Source organism: Bacillus sp. VA15 (assembly GCF_055721145.1).
In genome coordinates, this window is record NZ_JBVQPQ010000001.1 from 75,935 (window position 1) to 91,535 (window position 15,601).

At 45.0% G+C, this 15,601-nt stretch carries 16 protein-coding genes; 14 read left to right on the top strand and 2 right to left on the bottom strand.

Features of this window, described 5'->3' with window-relative positions; genetic code table 11:
- The first annotated feature begins 17 nt into the window (after positions 1-17).
- Both AC0DBE_RS00365 and AC0DBE_RS00370 read left to right on the top strand, forming a co-directional pair.
- The gene (locus AC0DBE_RS00365; RefSeq protein ID WP_176364381.1) at positions 18-863 is read left to right on the top strand and encodes a YtnP family quorum-quenching lactonase; all 846 of its coding nucleotides are present in this window, start codon (positions 18-20) and stop codon (positions 861-863) included.
- Positions 864-945: 82 nt separating this feature from the next.
- Positions 946-2,646, top strand: coding sequence for an NAD-dependent malic enzyme (locus AC0DBE_RS00370; RefSeq protein WP_472960740.1), 1,701 nt, complete (start codon positions 946-948; stop codon positions 2,644-2,646).
- 57 nt (positions 2,647-2,703) lie between these two features.
- On the opposite strand, the gene AC0DBE_RS00375 is transcribed toward AC0DBE_RS00370, so the two are convergent.
- Positions 2,704-3,021 carry a PepSY domain-containing protein gene (locus AC0DBE_RS00375; protein WP_014114805.1) on the bottom strand — a complete coding sequence of 106 codons (318 nt, stop codon included), beginning with the start codon at positions 3,019-3,021 and terminating at the stop codon, positions 2,704-2,706.
- Positions 3,022-3,179: 158 nt separating this feature from the next.
- On the opposite strand from AC0DBE_RS00375, the gene AC0DBE_RS00380 reads away from it, so the two are divergent.
- The gene (locus AC0DBE_RS00380; RefSeq protein WP_061186783.1) at positions 3,180-4,253 is read left to right on the top strand and encodes a M42 family metallopeptidase; all 1,074 of its coding nucleotides are present in this window, start codon (positions 3,180-3,182) and stop codon (positions 4,251-4,253) included.
- 56 nt (positions 4,254-4,309) lie between these two features.
- Here AC0DBE_RS00380 and AC0DBE_RS00385 read toward each other — a convergent pair whose 3' ends face one another.
- Positions 4,310-4,756, bottom strand: coding sequence for a YtoQ family protein (locus tag AC0DBE_RS00385; RefSeq protein ID WP_003237917.1), 447 nt, complete (start codon positions 4,754-4,756; stop codon positions 4,310-4,312).
- Between the two features lie 77 nt (positions 4,757-4,833).
- Here AC0DBE_RS00385 and AC0DBE_RS00390 point away from each other — a divergent pair, with 77 nt between their 5' ends.
- The 11 genes from AC0DBE_RS00390 (at position 4,834) to ccpA (ending at position 15,541) form a co-directional block, all read left to right on the top strand.
- Positions 4,834-4,950: a hypothetical protein gene (locus tag AC0DBE_RS00390; RefSeq protein WP_014114803.1), complete on the top strand. Its 117-nt coding sequence runs from the start codon at positions 4,834-4,836 to the stop codon at positions 4,948-4,950.
- Between the two features lie 39 nt (positions 4,951-4,989).
- The gene (locus AC0DBE_RS00395) at positions 4,990-5,313 is read left to right on the top strand and encodes a thioredoxin family protein (RefSeq protein ID WP_003237915.1); all 324 of its coding nucleotides are present in this window, start codon (positions 4,990-4,992) and stop codon (positions 5,311-5,313) included.
- A gap of 15 nt (positions 5,314-5,328) precedes the next feature.
- Entirely contained in the window at positions 5,329-6,138 is an 810-nt protein-coding gene (locus tag AC0DBE_RS00400; RefSeq protein WP_003223439.1) for a DUF1444 domain-containing protein, read from the top strand.
- 15 nt (positions 6,139-6,153) lie between these two features.
- Complete coding sequence (ytpR, locus tag AC0DBE_RS00405; protein WP_061186781.1) at positions 6,154-6,759, top strand: YtpR family tRNA-binding protein; 606 nt, start codon at positions 6,154-6,156, stop codon at positions 6,757-6,759.
- A 160-nt stretch (positions 6,760-6,919) separates the two neighbouring features.
- Positions 6,920-9,982: a DNA translocase FtsK gene (locus AC0DBE_RS00410; RefSeq protein WP_472960741.1), complete on the top strand. Its 3,063-nt coding sequence runs from the start codon at positions 6,920-6,922 to the stop codon at positions 9,980-9,982.
- A gap of 249 nt (positions 9,983-10,231) precedes the next feature.
- Positions 10,232-11,530 carry a UDP-N-acetylmuramate--L-alanine ligase gene (murC, locus tag AC0DBE_RS00415; protein ID WP_014114799.1) on the top strand — a complete coding sequence of 433 codons (1,299 nt, stop codon included), beginning with the start codon at positions 10,232-10,234 and terminating at the stop codon, positions 11,528-11,530.
- A gap of 161 nt (positions 11,531-11,691) precedes the next feature.
- Positions 11,692-12,114 (top strand): DUF948 domain-containing protein, encoded by a 423-nt coding sequence (locus tag AC0DBE_RS00420; protein WP_014114798.1) that lies wholly within the window; start codon positions 11,692-11,694, stop codon positions 12,112-12,114.
- A gap of 29 nt (positions 12,115-12,143) precedes the next feature.
- Positions 12,144-12,599 (top strand): YtxH domain-containing protein, encoded by a 456-nt coding sequence (locus AC0DBE_RS00425; protein ID WP_014114797.1) that lies wholly within the window; start codon positions 12,144-12,146, stop codon positions 12,597-12,599.
- A 23-nt stretch (positions 12,600-12,622) separates the two neighbouring features.
- Entirely contained in the window at positions 12,623-12,949 is a 327-nt protein-coding gene (gene ytxJ, locus AC0DBE_RS00430; RefSeq protein ID WP_014114796.1) for a bacillithiol system redox-active protein YtxJ, read from the top strand.
- Between the two features lie 236 nt (positions 12,950-13,185).
- Positions 13,186-14,262, top strand: a complete 1,077-nt coding sequence (locus AC0DBE_RS00435; RefSeq protein ID WP_003223454.1) for a bifunctional 3-deoxy-7-phosphoheptulonate synthase/chorismate mutase — start codon at positions 13,186-13,188, stop codon at positions 14,260-14,262.
- A gap of 274 nt (positions 14,263-14,536) precedes the next feature.
- Complete coding sequence (ccpA, locus tag AC0DBE_RS00440; RefSeq protein ID WP_041521041.1) at positions 14,537-15,541, top strand: catabolite control protein A; 1,005 nt, start codon at positions 14,537-14,539, stop codon at positions 15,539-15,541.
- Positions 15,542-15,601: the final 60 nt, after the last annotated feature.

Here is a 15,601-nt window from a genome sequence, read left to right on the forward strand (position 1 = left end):
TGACAGGGGGGATGAAAATGGAAACAATGAAAATTGGAAACATGACGTTAACCTGGCTTGACGGAGGCGTGACACATATGGACGGAGGTGCCATGTTCGGCGTCGTTCCAAAGCCGCTATGGTCTAAAAAATATCCAGTCAATGAAAAAAACCAGATTGAACTAAGGACAGACCCTATCCTCATTCAAAAGGACGGACTGAATATTATCGTTGACGCCGGAATTGGGTTCGGCAAGCTGACTGATAAACAAAAACGAAACTATGGCGTGACACAAGAATCGAATGTGAAAACATCATTAGCGGCACTCGGATTAACGGTTGCTGATATAGACGTAGTCGCTATGACACACCTTCATTTCGATCATGCATGCGGTTTAACAGAATATGAGGGAGAACAGCTCGTCTCTGTCTTTCCGAATGCAGTGATTTATGCATCAGCTGTTGAATGGAATGAAATGCGCCATCCAAATATCAGATCGAAAAATACGTATTGGAAAGAAAACTGGGAGGCTGTTGCCGGCCAAGTCAAAACCTTTGAAGACACCTTAACGATTACAGAGGGGATTACGATGCATCACACCGGAGGCCATAGCGACGGACATAGTGTACTTATATGCGAGGATGCGGGTGAAACCGCCGTACATATGGCAGATCTGATGCCGACACACGCCCACCGCAATCCGCTATGGGTGCTGGCTTACGATGATTATCCGATGACGTCTATACCGCAAAAGCAGAAATGGCAGGCATTCGCAGCCGAAAAAGACGCTTGGTTTATTTTTTATCATGACGCTGGATATCGCGCGCTTAAATGGAATGAGGATGGAAGTATCAAAGATTCAGTCAAGCGAATGAAGCGATAGCATATTTTTATGTTTACCCTGCATGTTTTCCGGCTAATAATGCAAACCTAGTACTAATTATGCTCAGAAAGGAAGAGGCAGGGTGAAACAATTCAAAGTAACAAACGAAGGAGACATTCAAACAACATTAAGAGGCCTTGAAGTACTCTCTGTTCCTTTTTTGAACAAAGGTGTTGCTTTTACTGAGGAAGAAAGAAAAGAACTTGGTTTAAAAGGCTTTCTGCCGCCAAAGGTATTAACAATTGACGATCAGGCGAAAAGAGCATACGAACAATATTCCGCACAGCCTGACGATTTGAGCAAAAATGTCTATTTGACAGCACTGCACGATCGGAATGAAACGCTGTTTTACCGCCTGTTAAATGACCATTTAGGGGAAATGCTCCCGATTGTCTATACACCGACAGTCGGAACGGCGATCCAGAGATACAGCCATGAATACAGAAAACCAAGAGGGCTCTATCTGTCAATCGATGACCCGGACGGTATGAGAGAAGCATTTAAACAGTATAAAGATCAAAGCGATACGATCGATTTAATTGTTGCAACTGATGCGGAAGGAATTTTAGGAATCGGAGATTGGGGCGTCGGCGGAATCGCGATTTCTATCGGCAAGCTAGCGGTTTATACGGCGGCTGCCGGCATTGATCCGAGCAGAGTGCTGGCTGTCGTTTTAGATGCGGGGACAAATCAGGAGAGCCTCTTAAACGACCCGCTTTATGTCGGCAACCAGCATTCCAGAGTACGCGGGGAACGCTATGACCAATTCATTGACGATTATGTTGCGCTGGCGAGAGAAACATTCCCAAATGCATTGCTGCACTGGGAGGATTTCGGAGCGAAAAACGCGCGCAGCATTTTGAAACGCTATAAAGATAAAGTGTGTACGTTTAATGATGATATCCAAGGTACAGGCGCTGTCTCACTGGCGGCAGTCTTATCCTGTGCAAAAGCGTCTAAAGTGCCGCTGAGGGATCACAGAGTCGTCATATTCGGAGCAGGAACGGCAGGAATCGGGATTGCTGAACAGCTGCGGGAAGCATTGGTGCGCGAAGGGCTGAGTGAGGAAGAATCATACCAGCGCTTCTGGTGCATAGACCGAAACGGGCTGTTAACAGATGATATGGATCAGCTTCTTGATTTCCAAAAGCCTTATGCCCGTTCGGCTGATGAAGTGAAGGATTATCAGCGTAACGGAGAAGGCGGGGGTATTGATCTCCTTGAAGTGGTTCGGCAGGCAAAACCGACGATCCTGATCGGGACATCTACGGTTTCCGGTGCTTTTACTGAAGAAATTGTAAAAGAAATGGCGTCACACGTAAAACGTCCGGCGATTTTGCCGATGTCGAATCCGACAACTCTTTCTGAAGCAAAACCCGAGGATTTAATCGAATGGACAGAAGGCCGTGCGCTGATCACGACAGGAAGCCCGTTCCCGCCAGTGGAATATAACGGTGTAACGTACCATATCGGACAAGCAAACAACGCGCTTGTATTCCCTGGTCTCGGGCTTGGAACGATTGTCACTAAATCAAAATTAATAACCGATGGCATGTTTGAAGCATGTGCCCGCGCGATCGCAAGTATGGTTAATGTCGGGGTGCTTGGCGCGCCGATGCTTCCGAAAGTAGAGGATTTGCGGACTGTATCGGCAACCGTTGCAGTTGAAGTCGCTAAAACTGCAATTAAGGAAGGCGTTGCGACAGAAGAGCCTGAGGACATCATACAGGCTGTGCAGGACGCGATGTGGTATCCGGTATATAAACCGATTCGCGCGATATAATAAAAAAAGAGCCGCTGCATAGGCAGCGGCTTCTATTTTATGCTTGTCCGGTGTTTGTTAAGAGGCAATTGTATCAATGACATCTACAATTATCCCCGTTTTCGCATCCACCATGACTTCATACTGCTCTAATTCTCCGAAAGCTGATCGTGTAATGCCGGTTTTGTATACCTGTACTGTTTCTCCGTTCACATTGTAAGGCTCCGGCTGGGTGTAAATCCATGATCCATCAATCGGCCCCCGCTGCTTAAAAGCGGATTTTACGATTCGAAGCGCTTTTTCTGAAGAAATATAAGGCTTCATCACATATTGTTTCACAACGACAGCCGTACAAATGCCAAGTCCTGCTCCTAAAAGAAGATGACGCAATTTCAAAATAAAGCACCTCCTGGTTGATCGTACTTTTCATTATACAGAAACCGCCAAATCCTGTTAAGCAATACGCGGCTGATCGAGCAGATTCGGTCAGGGTGCTTGGAAAACTTGATTTTTTCTAATAAAATAAAAGGACTACATAGAAATGAGGGGAAAACATGAATCAAGAAACGAAAGCGCTTTTCCAAACACTGACGCAGCTTCCCGGCGCGCCGGGCAATGAGCATCAGGTTCGTGCTTTTATGAAGCAGGAGCTTGCCAAATATGCCGATGACATCGTTCAGGACAGACTGGGAAGTGTTTTCGGGGTGAGAAAAGGCGCAGAGGGCGCACCGAGAATCATGGTAGCCGGGCATATGGACGAAGTCGGCTTCATGGTTACATCCATCACAGACAACGGGCTGCTCAGGTTCCAGACGCTCGGGGGCTGGTGGAGCCAGGTGCTGCTTGCACAGCGAGTTGAAATTCAAACAGATAACGGGCCTGTTCCGGGTGTGATTTCAAGCATACCTCCGCATCTGCTGACAGATGCTCAGCGAAACCGCCCGATGGATATCAAAAACATGATGATCGATATCGGAGCGGATGATAAGGAAGACGCTATCAAAATCGGCATAAAACCGGGACAGCAGATTGTTCCTGTCTGTCCGTTTACGACGATGGCGAATGAAAAGAAAATATTATCAAAAGCGTGGGATAACCGGTATGGATGCGGCTTGAGCATAGAACTTCTGAAGGAATTGCACGGAAAAGAACTTCCGAACACGCTTTATTCGGGTGCAACGGTTCAGGAAGAAGTGGGGCTGAGAGGCGCGCAGACGGCTTCTCATATGATTAAACCGGACTTGTTTTTCGCGCTTGACGCCAGTCCGGCAAACGATATGAGCGGTGACAAAAATGAATTTGGCCAGCTTGGAAAAGGCTTTTTGCTCCGTATTCTTGACAGAACGACAGTCATGCACCGCGGAATGAGAGAATTTGTTCTTGATATGGCGGAAACACATGATATTCCATATCAATATTTTGTATCAGGCGGGGGAACAGATGCAGGCAGAGTTCATATTTCGAACAGCGGCGTTCCTTCAGCGGTTATCGGAATTTGTTCCCGCTACATTCATACGAACGCTTCTATCATTCATATTGATGATTATGCTGCTGCTAAAGAAATGCTCATCAAACTTGTAACAGCCTGCGATAAGCAGACAGTGGATGCGATTAAAGAAAATATGTAGGATTTCATGAAAGCTTGTTGAACGGGGCAGTAAGCCCGGATCGACAAGCTTTTTTCTTATTCTGTTTCAAATACATAGGAAAGGGCCTTAATGGCTTGGTTCACGGTTTCAACCGTTATATTCGCTTTGTTGGAAAGCTCTTTTAACGGATGGTGGAGCGATTCCGGCCGGATAATAATCAGGGGTTTTCCTTTTGCGATTGCATATGATGCATCCATTGCCGTGTTCCACTGTTTGTATTTTTCGCCAAACAGGGCGATCACAAAGTCTGCTTTATTCATCAGGACGGCGGTTCTGAAGTTGTTCATGTCTGAGGCTTTATCATCCTTCAAAACGGCATTTGGCTGAACGCCCATAATTTCTTCTCCGATATTGTCTGATCGGTCATGATTCTCCATCGGGCCGACAAACGTAATCGGCAGCTTCAGTGATTTTGTTTTCTCTTTGATTTCCTCACGCCAATTGCTGTGGATTTCTCCTGCTAAATAGACGATAAACTCCATACTGAATCCCTCCTTATATATGTCCATCTGTAAGTTTTACCCTCATGTACACGATGTTAAACGAAACGAGCTTGATAATGCAAATGAAATATGATAATGATAATGGGAAAGCCAATCTTACATATCCGTTCGTTGCATATAAGTGGTTTTGCCGCAAGCAGTTTGGTATGATCCAAATGGACGAGTATCGATAAACAAACATGTAAGAACATAAACAACTGGAGGGATATGAAATGAAAAAAATTGAATCAACTCAAGAGCTGGAAAAAGCGGTAAAGGATGATTGGGCGGTATTTATGTTTTCAGCTGACTGGTGCCCGGATTGCCGTTTTGTAGAGCCTTTTCTGCCTGAACTGGAAGCGAACTTCCCTGAATTCACTTACTACTACGTAGACCGCGACAAATTCATTGATACGTGTGCAGAGTGGGAAATTTACGGGATCCCAAGCTTTGTTGTGTTTAATGAAGGAAAAGAAGTCAATCGTTTTGTGAGCAAAGACCGCAAAACAAAAGAAGAAATTGAACAGTTTTTAACTGACTCTCTCGCAAAAGCGTAAAGGAGGATACCCGGTTTGAAAATGACCTCAAGGAAGCTGTCAGATATACTGAAACAGCGCCTTCAGCACGAGAATCGCTCCTTTCTGTTTGACAGAGAAAAAGACACCCTCCGTGTTGAGGATCAAACGACCAAAAAAGGAATTACGCTCGACCTGCCGCCGATTATTGCAAAATGGGAACTGAAAAAAGACGAAGCCATTGATGAGATTGTGTACTATGTCTCCGAAGCAATGACGGCAATGGAAGGGAAGGCTCAGGAAATGACCGGAAAAGAAAGCCGCATTTATCCGGTTATCCGCTCGACTTCTTTCCCGGACAAGTCCAGCGAAGATATTCCGCTCATTTATGACGATCATACCGCAGAGACAAGAATTTATTATGCGCTTGATCTTGGGAAAACCTATCGCTTAATTGACCAGCGCATGCTTGAGAAAGAAAACTGGACAAAAGAGCGGATCAGAGAAACGGCTGCATTTAATCTCCGTTCCCTGCCGACGGTTGTCAAAGAGGATACGGTTGCCGGTAATTACTTTTATTTCTTCAGGGCAAACGACGGTTACGACGCCAGCCGGATTCTGAACGAAGCGGTATTAAATGAGTACAAGCAACGTGCAGAAGGTGAGCTGGCAATCTCTGTTCCGCATCAGGACGTTCTGATTCTTGCTGACATCCGGAATGAATCGGGGTATGATATTCTAGGACAAATGTCGATGAGCTTCTTTGCAGGCGGCACCGTTCCGATTACCGCCCTTTCATTTTTGTACAATGAAGGAAAGCTGGAACCGGTGTTTATCCTGGCGAAAAGCCGTCCGAAAAAGGATTAGAAAGGATTTTTACTTATGAACGCTTTTTATAATAAAGAAGGTGTGGGAGACACGCTCCTGATCTCTCTTAAAGATGTGACACGTGAACAAATAGGCTATGAAAAACGCGGTGACGTCGTCAAAATGTTCAATAACGAAACAAAGGAAACAACGGGCTTCAACATTTTCAATGCGTCTACTTACTTGACCATTGATGAAAACGGTCCTGTTGCGCTCTCAGAAACATTCGTGCAAGATGTGAATGAGATTCTAAGCAGAAACGGCGTTGAAGAAACATTAGTCGTTGATTTATCACCGAAGTTTGTTGTGGGGTATGTGGAATCAAAAGAAAAACATCCGAATGCGGATAAACTAAGCGTATGCAAAGTCAATGTAGGAGAAGAAACGCTTCAGATCGTCTGCGGCGCACCTAACGTTGACCAAGGCCAAAAAGTTGTCGTTGCCAAAGTGGGCGCCGTGATGCCGAGCGGACTTGTCATTAAGGATGCAGAGCTTCGCGGCGTTCCGTCAAGCGGAATGATCTGCTCAGCAAAAGAGCTCGCTTTGCCGGATGCTCCTGCTGAAAAAGGAATTCTGGTGCTAGAAGGAGACCATAAGGCGGGAGACGCATTTCAGTTTTAGACTCCCATAAATCCGACCCAAAAAACGAATCATGTGAAAAAAGCCGCTAAGCCCTAGTTTAGCGGCTTTATTTTGCTGAAAGCTTAATCTTTTCTGGGCCGACCAGCAATGGTATACTAAAAACCGTCCCAGAAAACTATAAGGGAGTTAGAGATAAATTATGAGTTGGCTTCATAAATTTTTTGATTTGTTTTTAGGCGAGAGCGAAGAGAATGCTGAACGGGAGAAAAAAACTGCTCAAATTCCGCAGCAACAAGAAGTACATCATCCTGAAGGACAATTAAAAAGATTGGAAGATCCTAAAATATATTATGAATATCCAAAAGGCAAGTTCCGTTTTCCAATCGTGCCTGACGGATACAAAAATCAAGACTTGAGAAGGCGCCGTGCACCATCGGACGAACCGAAATCCGCACCTCGTCCAAGCGCCGCATCATACAGAGAACGTCCCAAAGATGAAACAGAGCAGCATACATATCAAACATCAGAGCCGGCGAAGAAACCGTTTAAACCGACAAATATCCCTTCGCCTGTATATGGTTTCAATCAAAAACCATCCGTCAAAAAGGATGTGCCGAAACAGCCTTCTGAGACATTGAAGGCACCGGACAAATCTGTAAAAGAGAAAGTAACACTGCTGTCCGAAGAGATTGAACGTGAACGCAGCTATCCTGCTCCAGACAGACCGGTACAGCACGTGAAAGAACGACCCTTTCCGGATAGCCAATTCGAAGAACAGCCTTCTGGCGTATTAAACAGAACGACTGCAGGGCGTGAAGAAGCGCTGGCGCAGCGCCCAGCCGAAGGGCGGTCAGACAAGAGAGTGCCTTCTGCTGCAGACATTCAGCAGCCAGAAAAAGACGCTCCTTTCTTCCCTGCGGGACAACATGAAGAGCAAACAGCACCTAAGATACTGACAGATACGGTGGCTGAGCCACAAGAAGGCCTTACAGGCAGCGAAGTAAGCCGTGAAGACATCAAGTCTGCAACAGCTGAGATTCAAGAAGAACAAAGGGAACAACAGCCAGAGAAATTGGAAGAGCCTGTGTTCCGCGGTGAACAACATGAAGAGCAAACAGCACCTAAGACACTGGCAGATACGTTGGCTGAGCCACAAGAAGACCTTACAGGCAGTGAAGTAAGCCGTGAAGACATCAAGTCTGCAACGGCTGAGATTCAAGAAGAACAAAGGGAACAACAGCCAGAGGAATTAGAAGAACCTGTGTTCCGCGCTGAACAAGATGAAGAGCAAACAGTACCTAAGTCTCTGGCAGAGGCAGTATCTGAGGCTGAAGTATCAGAAGAGCCGTCAGACAGCTCAGTAAACAATCATCACGAAATCGCGGCAGAAGCTGCTGAGACCCCATCTGTTCAAGAAGAGCAAATGGAAATTCAACAGGACGAGCCTTCCTTATTTACTGATCATGAGCATTCAGCATCTGAGGCTCTGACTCAAGCAGAAACTGATGCCAAAGAATTAGAAGCGCCATCAGACAGCATAATAAATAATCAGTACGATATCCTGGGAGAAGCTGAGGACACGAAGATAGATGTTCAGCCAGACAGCCAGACAGAATCGGTGCAGAATGACAGCCTGGAGCAGGGTTCCAGACCGTTTGCTGCAGCCTATCAAAACCGGCAGGAAATCCATGCGAACGAAACACATGCAGCTATAGAGGAGCCGCAAAAAAGGCCTGTCATGCAGGAGAAACGGACTGAACGAAGCGCATCTCCTCAAAAAGGGCCGTCCGTTCCTTTTAATGTCATGATGCTGAAAAGAGATACGCATAAACAGCAAAAAGCAGAGGAGCGCCGCGGCAGTTATGTGTTTCCGAATGTTGCACTGCTTGATGTCCCGCCAGCACAAGTTCAGGACGATACTGCGTGGATCGAAGAACAGCGTCAGCTTCTTGATTTGACCCTGAAAAATTTCAATGTCCGCGCCAATGTGGTCCATGTGACCCAGGGGCCGTCTGTCACAAGATTTGAAGTGCATCCTGAACCAGGCGTAAAGGTAAATAAAATCACCAACTTATCTGATGATATTAAACTCAGCCTGTCCGCAAGAGATATTCGGATTGAAGCGCCGATTCCGGGGAAAAACACGATCGGAATTGAAGTGCCAAACCGCTCGAGCAAGGTGGTTGATTTGCGCCAGATGATTCGCAGCGCAGCCTTCAGGACAAGCAAGTCACCGCTCACGGCTGCGCTGGGATTGGATATCTCAGGGAACCCTGTCGTCATCGACTTAAAGAAAATGCCGCATGGTTTGATTGCGGGCGCCACGGGCTCGGGAAAAAGCGTTTGCATCAATACAATATTAGTCAGCCTGCTGTATAAAGCCGATCCGAGTGAGGTAAAGGTGCTGCTGATTGATCCGAAAATGGTAGAGCTGGCCCCTTACAACAAAATTCCTCATCTCGTCAGCCCGGTCATTACTGACGCCAAAGCGGCTACGGCTGCGTTAAAGTGGGTCGTTGAGGAAATGGAGCGGCGCTATGAGCTGTTTGCCCATTCAGGTGTTCGCGACATTGACCGCTTTAATCAATTAACCGCTGATCATCACACGGGCGAAAAGCTGCCGTATTTAGTTGTGGTTATTGATGAGCTTGCTGATTTGATGATGGTGGCTCCAAATGATGTGGAAGAGAGCATTGCGCGGATCGCCCAAAAAGCCAGAGCGTGCGGAATTCATCTGCTTGTCGCAACCCAGCGGCCGTCAGTCGATGTCATTACCGGCCTGATTAAGGCGAATATCCCGACGAGAATCGCATTTTCTGTCTCAAGCCAGGTTGATTCCCGAACGATCATTGACATCGCCGGTGCAGAAAAGCTTCTCGGAAAAGGGGATATGCTCTTTTTGGAAAACGGCTCGGGAAAACCTGTCCGCCTTCAAGGGAACTTTGTATCGGACCGCGAAATCGACCGCGTTGTTTCTCACGTCAGAAAACAAATGCCACCAACCTATTTATTTGAACAAGAAGAGCTTGTAAGACAAGGATCAGCCCTGAAAGAAGAGGATGAACTGTTTAACGAAGCGTGTGAGTTTGTTGTTGAGCAAAACAGCGCGAGCACTTCAAGTCTGCAAAGAAGGTTCAGAATCGGATACAATCGCGCGGCAAGGCTGATCGATATGATGGAAGCAGAAGGCATGATCTCTGAGGCAAAAGGAAGCAAGCCTCGAGAGGTGCTGATCACAGCAAGTGATTTAATAAACGAATAATAAAGGTTCATTTTCACACCAAACATGGTATGATAGTGTTTAGAGCATTTAACAGCTATGCCGCTTTACAGCAGATGCGCATAGACAATTCCTGATATCTAGGTTTAATCGGAAAGAAATAACCGGATACTAAATATAACAAAACATATAAAATACGCCGCAAAAGGGGGCTTTTCAGCCGCCGCGGTCGCAAATTGAAATGAGCGTCATATACTGGGGAACAGATAGACGTTTGTTGGAGGTACAATTATGACTGTTTATCATTTTGTTGGAATAAAAGGGACCGGTATGAGTCCGCTTGCCCAAATACTTCATGATAATGGATATACTGTCCAAGGATCGGATATCGAAAAATTTATTTTTACGCAAACAGCGCTTGAAAAAAGAAATATTACGATTCTTCCTTTTAGCGCGGATAATATCAAACCCGGCATGACAGTCATCGCCGGAAACGCATTCCCAGACACGCATCCTGAAATTGAAAAAGCCATGTCTGACGGAATTCCGGTGATACGTTATCATAAGTTTTTAGGCGACTACATGAAAAAATTCACTAGTGTTGCCGTTACGGGCGCACACGGCAAAACGTCGACTACGGGTCTGCTGGCTCATGTGATCCAAAACGCGAAACCGACCTCTTTCTTAATTGGGGACGGAACAGGCCAGGGAAATGAAAACAGCGAATACTTTGTGTTTGAAGCGTGCGAATATCGCCGCCATTTCTTAAGCTATCAGCCAGACTACGCGATCATGACAAATATTGATTTTGATCATCCTGATTACTTCTCAAGCATTGACGATGTGTTTGACGCTTTCCAAGAGATGGCTCTGCAAGTCAACAAAGGAATTATTGCCTGCGGAGACGATGAGCATCTGCCGAAAATCCATGCGAACGTACCTGTTGTATATTACGGCACGGGGGAAGAAAATGATTTTCAAGCCAGAAACATCGTTAAAAGCACGGAAGGGACAACTTTCGATGTATTTGTACGCAATACATTCTATGATACGTTTTATATTCCTGCGTACGGCAACCACAATGTATTAAACTCATTGGCGGTCATTGCGTTATGCCATTATGAAGAAATTGATTCCAGCATCATTAAGCATGCCCTCAAATCATTCGGCGGCGTCAAACGCAGATTCAATGAGAAGCAGCTCGGGGATCAAGTGCTGATAGATGACTACGCTCATCATCCGACAGAAATAAAAGTGACGATTGAGGCGGCAAGACAGAAATACCCTGATCGTGAAATCGTCGCGGTATTTCAGCCTCATACATTTACGCGGACGCAGCAATTCCTTGACGATTTCGCAGAAAGCCTGAGCGGGGCTGACTGTGTGTATCTATGTGATATTTTCGGCTCAGCCCGGGAGAATGCAGGAAAGCTGACAATCGGCGACCTGCAGGGAAAAATTCATAATGCTAAGCTGATTGAAGAAGATGACACATCTGTTTTAAAAGCTCATGAAAAAGCCGTTCTCATCTTTATGGGAGCAGGAGATATCCAAAAATATATGAGAGCCTACGAAAACGTCATGGCATAATAAAAAGCAGTGATCTCACTGCTTTTTATTTATCTGATGGAAAAGCTTGTTAAAGGATTTTCTTACATAATGGAGAATAATATGTATACAGCCCAGTACACATGTTTATGATTTAAGAAAACGGGTAAACAGCAGTATATCCTGCAGCAAGGAGGTTTGAGATGATTATTATTCTTTATTTAAGCGTTGCACTCATCGCAGTCGCATTTCTGGTGTTAGTGATCTACTTGTCTAAAACATTGAAGTCACTGCAGCTGACACTAAAACACGTCGCATCCACTCTCGAAGGGCTGGAGGGACAAATGAAAGGCATCACAACTGAAACAGCCGAGCTGTTACATAAGACCAACCGCCTGGCTGAAGATATTCAGGAAAAATCAGAAAAGCTGAACACGGTCGTTCATGCTGTTCAAGGGGTTGGAACTTCTGTACAGCAGTTCAATACATCCATGAAACAGGCGGCAGGGTCTGTATCGGCATCAGTAAGAGAAAATCAAGACAAGATCAATCAAGTTGTCACATGGAGCCAAGCAGCAATGGAAATTTGGGAGAAATGGAAACTAAGAAAAAAATCAACTCTCTAAGAGAAAAAAAACTATGAGGAGGAATAATGATGAGCAAAGATGGAATTAATAGTAAAGATTTTTTAATCGGAACTTTAATCGGGGGAATCATCGGTGCCACTACCGCTCTTTTTCTAGCGCCTAAATCAGGCAAAGAACTTCGCGACGATCTCGGCAGCCAAGCTGTTGCTTTACGAGATAAAACTGACAAAATGACGGCAGATGCAAAGGAAAAAGGCACGCAATATGTCAGTATCGCAAAAGACAAAACATCCAACATCACACAGCTTGTGGCAGATCAGTCAGGACAGATCATGAACAAGGTGAAGGATTTAAGAGATCGTTCCAAATCTGCAAAAACTGATTCATCAACTGATATGCAAGAGATGAGAGAAGAAGCGATGCAGGCGGCCGATGAAACAAAAGATCAAGTCCTCCAAACGAAAGAGGATGTAAAAGACGAACTGAAAGATGCACAAAAACAGGCTGAGCATATCAATCGCTAAGCAGGGAAGGAAGAGCTTGAGTCATGGCAAAACAGCTTATTCAATCTGAGGAAGAATTTAAACGGATTGCAGAACAAGAAGGCACTTTCGTCTTCTTTAAACACAGCATCACATGCCCGATCAGCCAGGCAGCATTTCATGAGTTTGATGCCTTTGCAAATCAGCATGAGGATGTGCCGGCTTATTATCTGCAAGTACAAGAAGCCCGGCCGCTGTCAAATTTCATCGCAGAAACATACAGCGTAAAGCACGAAAGCCCTCAGGTTTTCGTCATCCAAAACGGTGAAGTGAAATGGCATACCTCACATTCACAAATTACAGAAGCGGCCATTGAGCAGCATTTATCATAGAAAAAAGCGTCCAGATACATTCTGGCGCTTTTTTTTTTGAAAAAACCCTTGAACATTGCCCTCACATCATGTAGGATAACTTCATAGATTACTTTATCACTTAAAAGCGTTTGGGTAATAAAGTAGAGTTTTTATAAAATTTTTTGTATTTCAGTATTTCCATTTGGAATTACTTATAGTAAGATGCATGATAACTACAAAATAAAAAATGAATGTGCAGGGAAAGGATGAAAAAAATGAGCAACACAGAGTTAGAGCTTTTAAGGCAGAAAGCAGACGAATTAAACCTACAAATTTTAAAATTAATCAACGAACGCGGAAATGTTGTAAAAGAGATCGGTAAAGCGAAGGAAGCACAGGGTGTTAACCGATTTGATCCTGTCAGAGAACGCACAATGTTAAACAATATCATTGAAAACAATGATGGGCCGTTCGAAAATTCTACCATCCAGCACATTTTTAAAGAGATATTCAAAGCGGGTTTAGAGCTTCAGGAAGAAGATCACAGCAAAGCGCTGCTTGTCTCCCGTAAGAAAAAACCTGAAGATACAATTGTAGATATCAAAGGTGAAAAAATCGGGGACGGCCAGCAAAGATTCATTGTCGGCCCATGTGCGGTAGAGAGCTACGAGCAGGTGGCTGAAGTGGCTGCAGCTGCGAAAAAACAAGGAATTAAAATTTTGCGCGGGGGAGCCTTTAAGCCTCGTACGAGCCCATACGATTTCCAAGGGCTTGGTGTTGAAGGCCTTCAAATCTTAAAACGTGTAGCGGACGAATTTGACCTGGCAGTGATCAGTGAAATCGTAACTCCGGCTCATATCGAAGAAGCGCTGGACTACATTGATGTCATTCAAATCGGAGCGCGCAATATGCAAAACTTCGAGTTGCTGAAAGCGGCCGGCGCAGTGAAAAAGCCAGTGCTTCTAAAACGCGGACTTGCTGCAACGATCTCTGAATTCATCAATGCTGCTGAATACATCATGTCACAAGGAAATGACCAAATTATCCTTTGTGAGCGCGGTATCAGAACATACGAAACAGCAACAAGAAACACACTGGATATTTCTGCCGTGCCGATTTTGAAACAAGAAACGCATTTGCCTGTCTTTGTTGATGTTACGCATTCAACTGGCCGCCGCGACCTCTTGCTTCCAACAGCTAAAGCCGCTTTAGCGATCGGTGCAGACGGCGTAATGGCTGAGGTTCACCCTGATCCGTCAGTCGCACTATCTGACTCTGCTCAGCAAATGGCGATTCCTGAATTCGAAAAATGGCTGAATGAACTGAAACCTATGGTAAAAGTCAACGCTTAATTGAACAATCCAAAAGGCCGCGTCTGCGGCCTTTTTTATGCTTTCTCGTTTAATTAGTTATAAAATCCAAGTATACGTTTTCATCATCTATAAAAACGTGTATAATTTCATGAGAAGTATTTAAATTTGATGAATAATGAAAAATAATGTACACTACTGACTTACGCTTACAAATCATAAACGACATAATTTCGGACATTATGACATTTCTCTACATAAAGTGTTTATGCTATAGATAAGGATAAGTGTATCCAGTAAAAGGAGTGGTTTTAGGATGAGCAATATTACGATCTACGACGTAGCGAGAGAAGCTAATGTAAGCATGGCAACCGTTTCCCGTGTCGTGAACGGCAACCCGAATGTAAAACCGACAACGCGGAAAAAAGTCTTGGAAGCCATTGACCGTCTCGGCTACCGTCCAAACGCGGTGGCAAGAGGGCTGGCAAGCAAAAAAACAACAACTGTAGGTGTCATCATTCCCGATATCTCAAGCATTTTCTATTCAGAGCTTGCGCGCGGGATTGAAGATATCGCGACAATGTATAAATACAACATTATTTTGAGCAACTCTGACCAAAACATGGAGAAAGAGCTGCACCTGTTAAACACAATGCTCGGCAAACAAGTGGACGGCATCGTGTTTATGGGCGGAAACATTACGGACGAGCATGTTGCGGAATTTAAGCGTTCCCCAGTGCCGATTGTACTTGCCGCTTCTGTAGAAGAGCAGGAGGAAACACCGTCAGTCGCCATCGATTACGAACAGGCGATTTATGATGCAGTGAAGCTATTGGTTGATAAAGGGCATACAGATATCGCATTCGTATCCGGTCCTATGACAGAACCGATCAACCGTTCAAAAAAACTGCAAGGCTACAAACGTGCGCTTGAAGACGCGAACCTGCCGTTTAATGAACAATTTGTCGCTGAAGGGGATTACACATATGATTCCGGACTTGAAGCGCTGCAGCATCTGATGAGCCTTGACAAAAAACCGACAGCCATTCTTTCTGCAACTGATGAAATGGCACTCGGCATTATCCATGCGGCTCAGGATCAAGGCCTATCCATTCCTGAGGACCTAGAGATTATCGGCTTTGACAATACGAGATTAAGCCTCATGGTTCGTCCGCAGCTTTCAACGGTTGTTCAGCCGACATACGATATTGGTGCCGTTGCGATGAGACTGCTGACGAAGCTCATGAATAAAGAGCCGGTTGAAGAGCATATCGTCGAACTGCCGCACCGTATAGAGCTAAGAAAGTCAACCAAGTCATAAGAAAAACAAGAGAGCAAGCTTCACCTCTAAGGTGAATTCTTGCTTTTTTCATGGGGAGAA

Bases quoted from the DNA above. Each gene is read 5' to 3' on its own strand.
- AC0DBE_RS00410 (WP_472960741.1), top strand. From the start codon at position 6,920: ATGAGTTGGCTTCATAAATTTTTTGATTTGTTTTTAGGCGAGAGCGAA.
- AC0DBE_RS00365 (WP_176364381.1), top strand. From the start codon at position 18: ATGGAAACAATGAAAATTGGAAACATGACGTTAACCTGGCTTGACGGA.
- AC0DBE_RS00435 (WP_003223454.1), top strand. From the start codon at position 13,186: ATGAGCAACACAGAGTTAGAGCTTTTAAGGCAGAAAGCAGACGAATTA.
- ytxJ (WP_014114796.1), top strand. From the start codon at position 12,623: ATGGCAAAACAGCTTATTCAATCTGAGGAAGAATTTAAACGGATTGCA.
- AC0DBE_RS00425 (WP_014114797.1), top strand. From the start codon at position 12,144: ATGAGCAAAGATGGAATTAATAGTAAAGATTTTTTAATCGGAACTTTA.
- AC0DBE_RS00390 (WP_014114803.1), top strand. From the start codon at position 4,834: ATGCAAATGAAATATGATAATGATAATGGGAAAGCCAATCTTACATAT.
- ytpR (WP_061186781.1), top strand. From the start codon at position 6,154: ATGAACGCTTTTTATAATAAAGAAGGTGTGGGAGACACGCTCCTGATC.
- murC (WP_014114799.1), top strand. From the start codon at position 10,232: ATGACTGTTTATCATTTTGTTGGAATAAAAGGGACCGGTATGAGTCCG.
- AC0DBE_RS00380 (WP_061186783.1), top strand. From the start codon at position 3,180: ATGAATCAAGAAACGAAAGCGCTTTTCCAAACACTGACGCAGCTTCCC.
- ccpA (WP_041521041.1), top strand. From the start codon at position 14,537: ATGAGCAATATTACGATCTACGACGTAGCGAGAGAAGCTAATGTAAGC.
- AC0DBE_RS00395 (WP_003237915.1), top strand. From the start codon at position 4,990: ATGAAAAAAATTGAATCAACTCAAGAGCTGGAAAAAGCGGTAAAGGAT.
- AC0DBE_RS00420 (WP_014114798.1), top strand. From the start codon at position 11,692: ATGATTATTATTCTTTATTTAAGCGTTGCACTCATCGCAGTCGCATTT.
- AC0DBE_RS00385 (WP_003237917.1), bottom strand. From the start codon at position 4,756: ATGGAGTTTATCGTCTATTTAGCAGGAGAAATCCACAGCAATTGGCGT.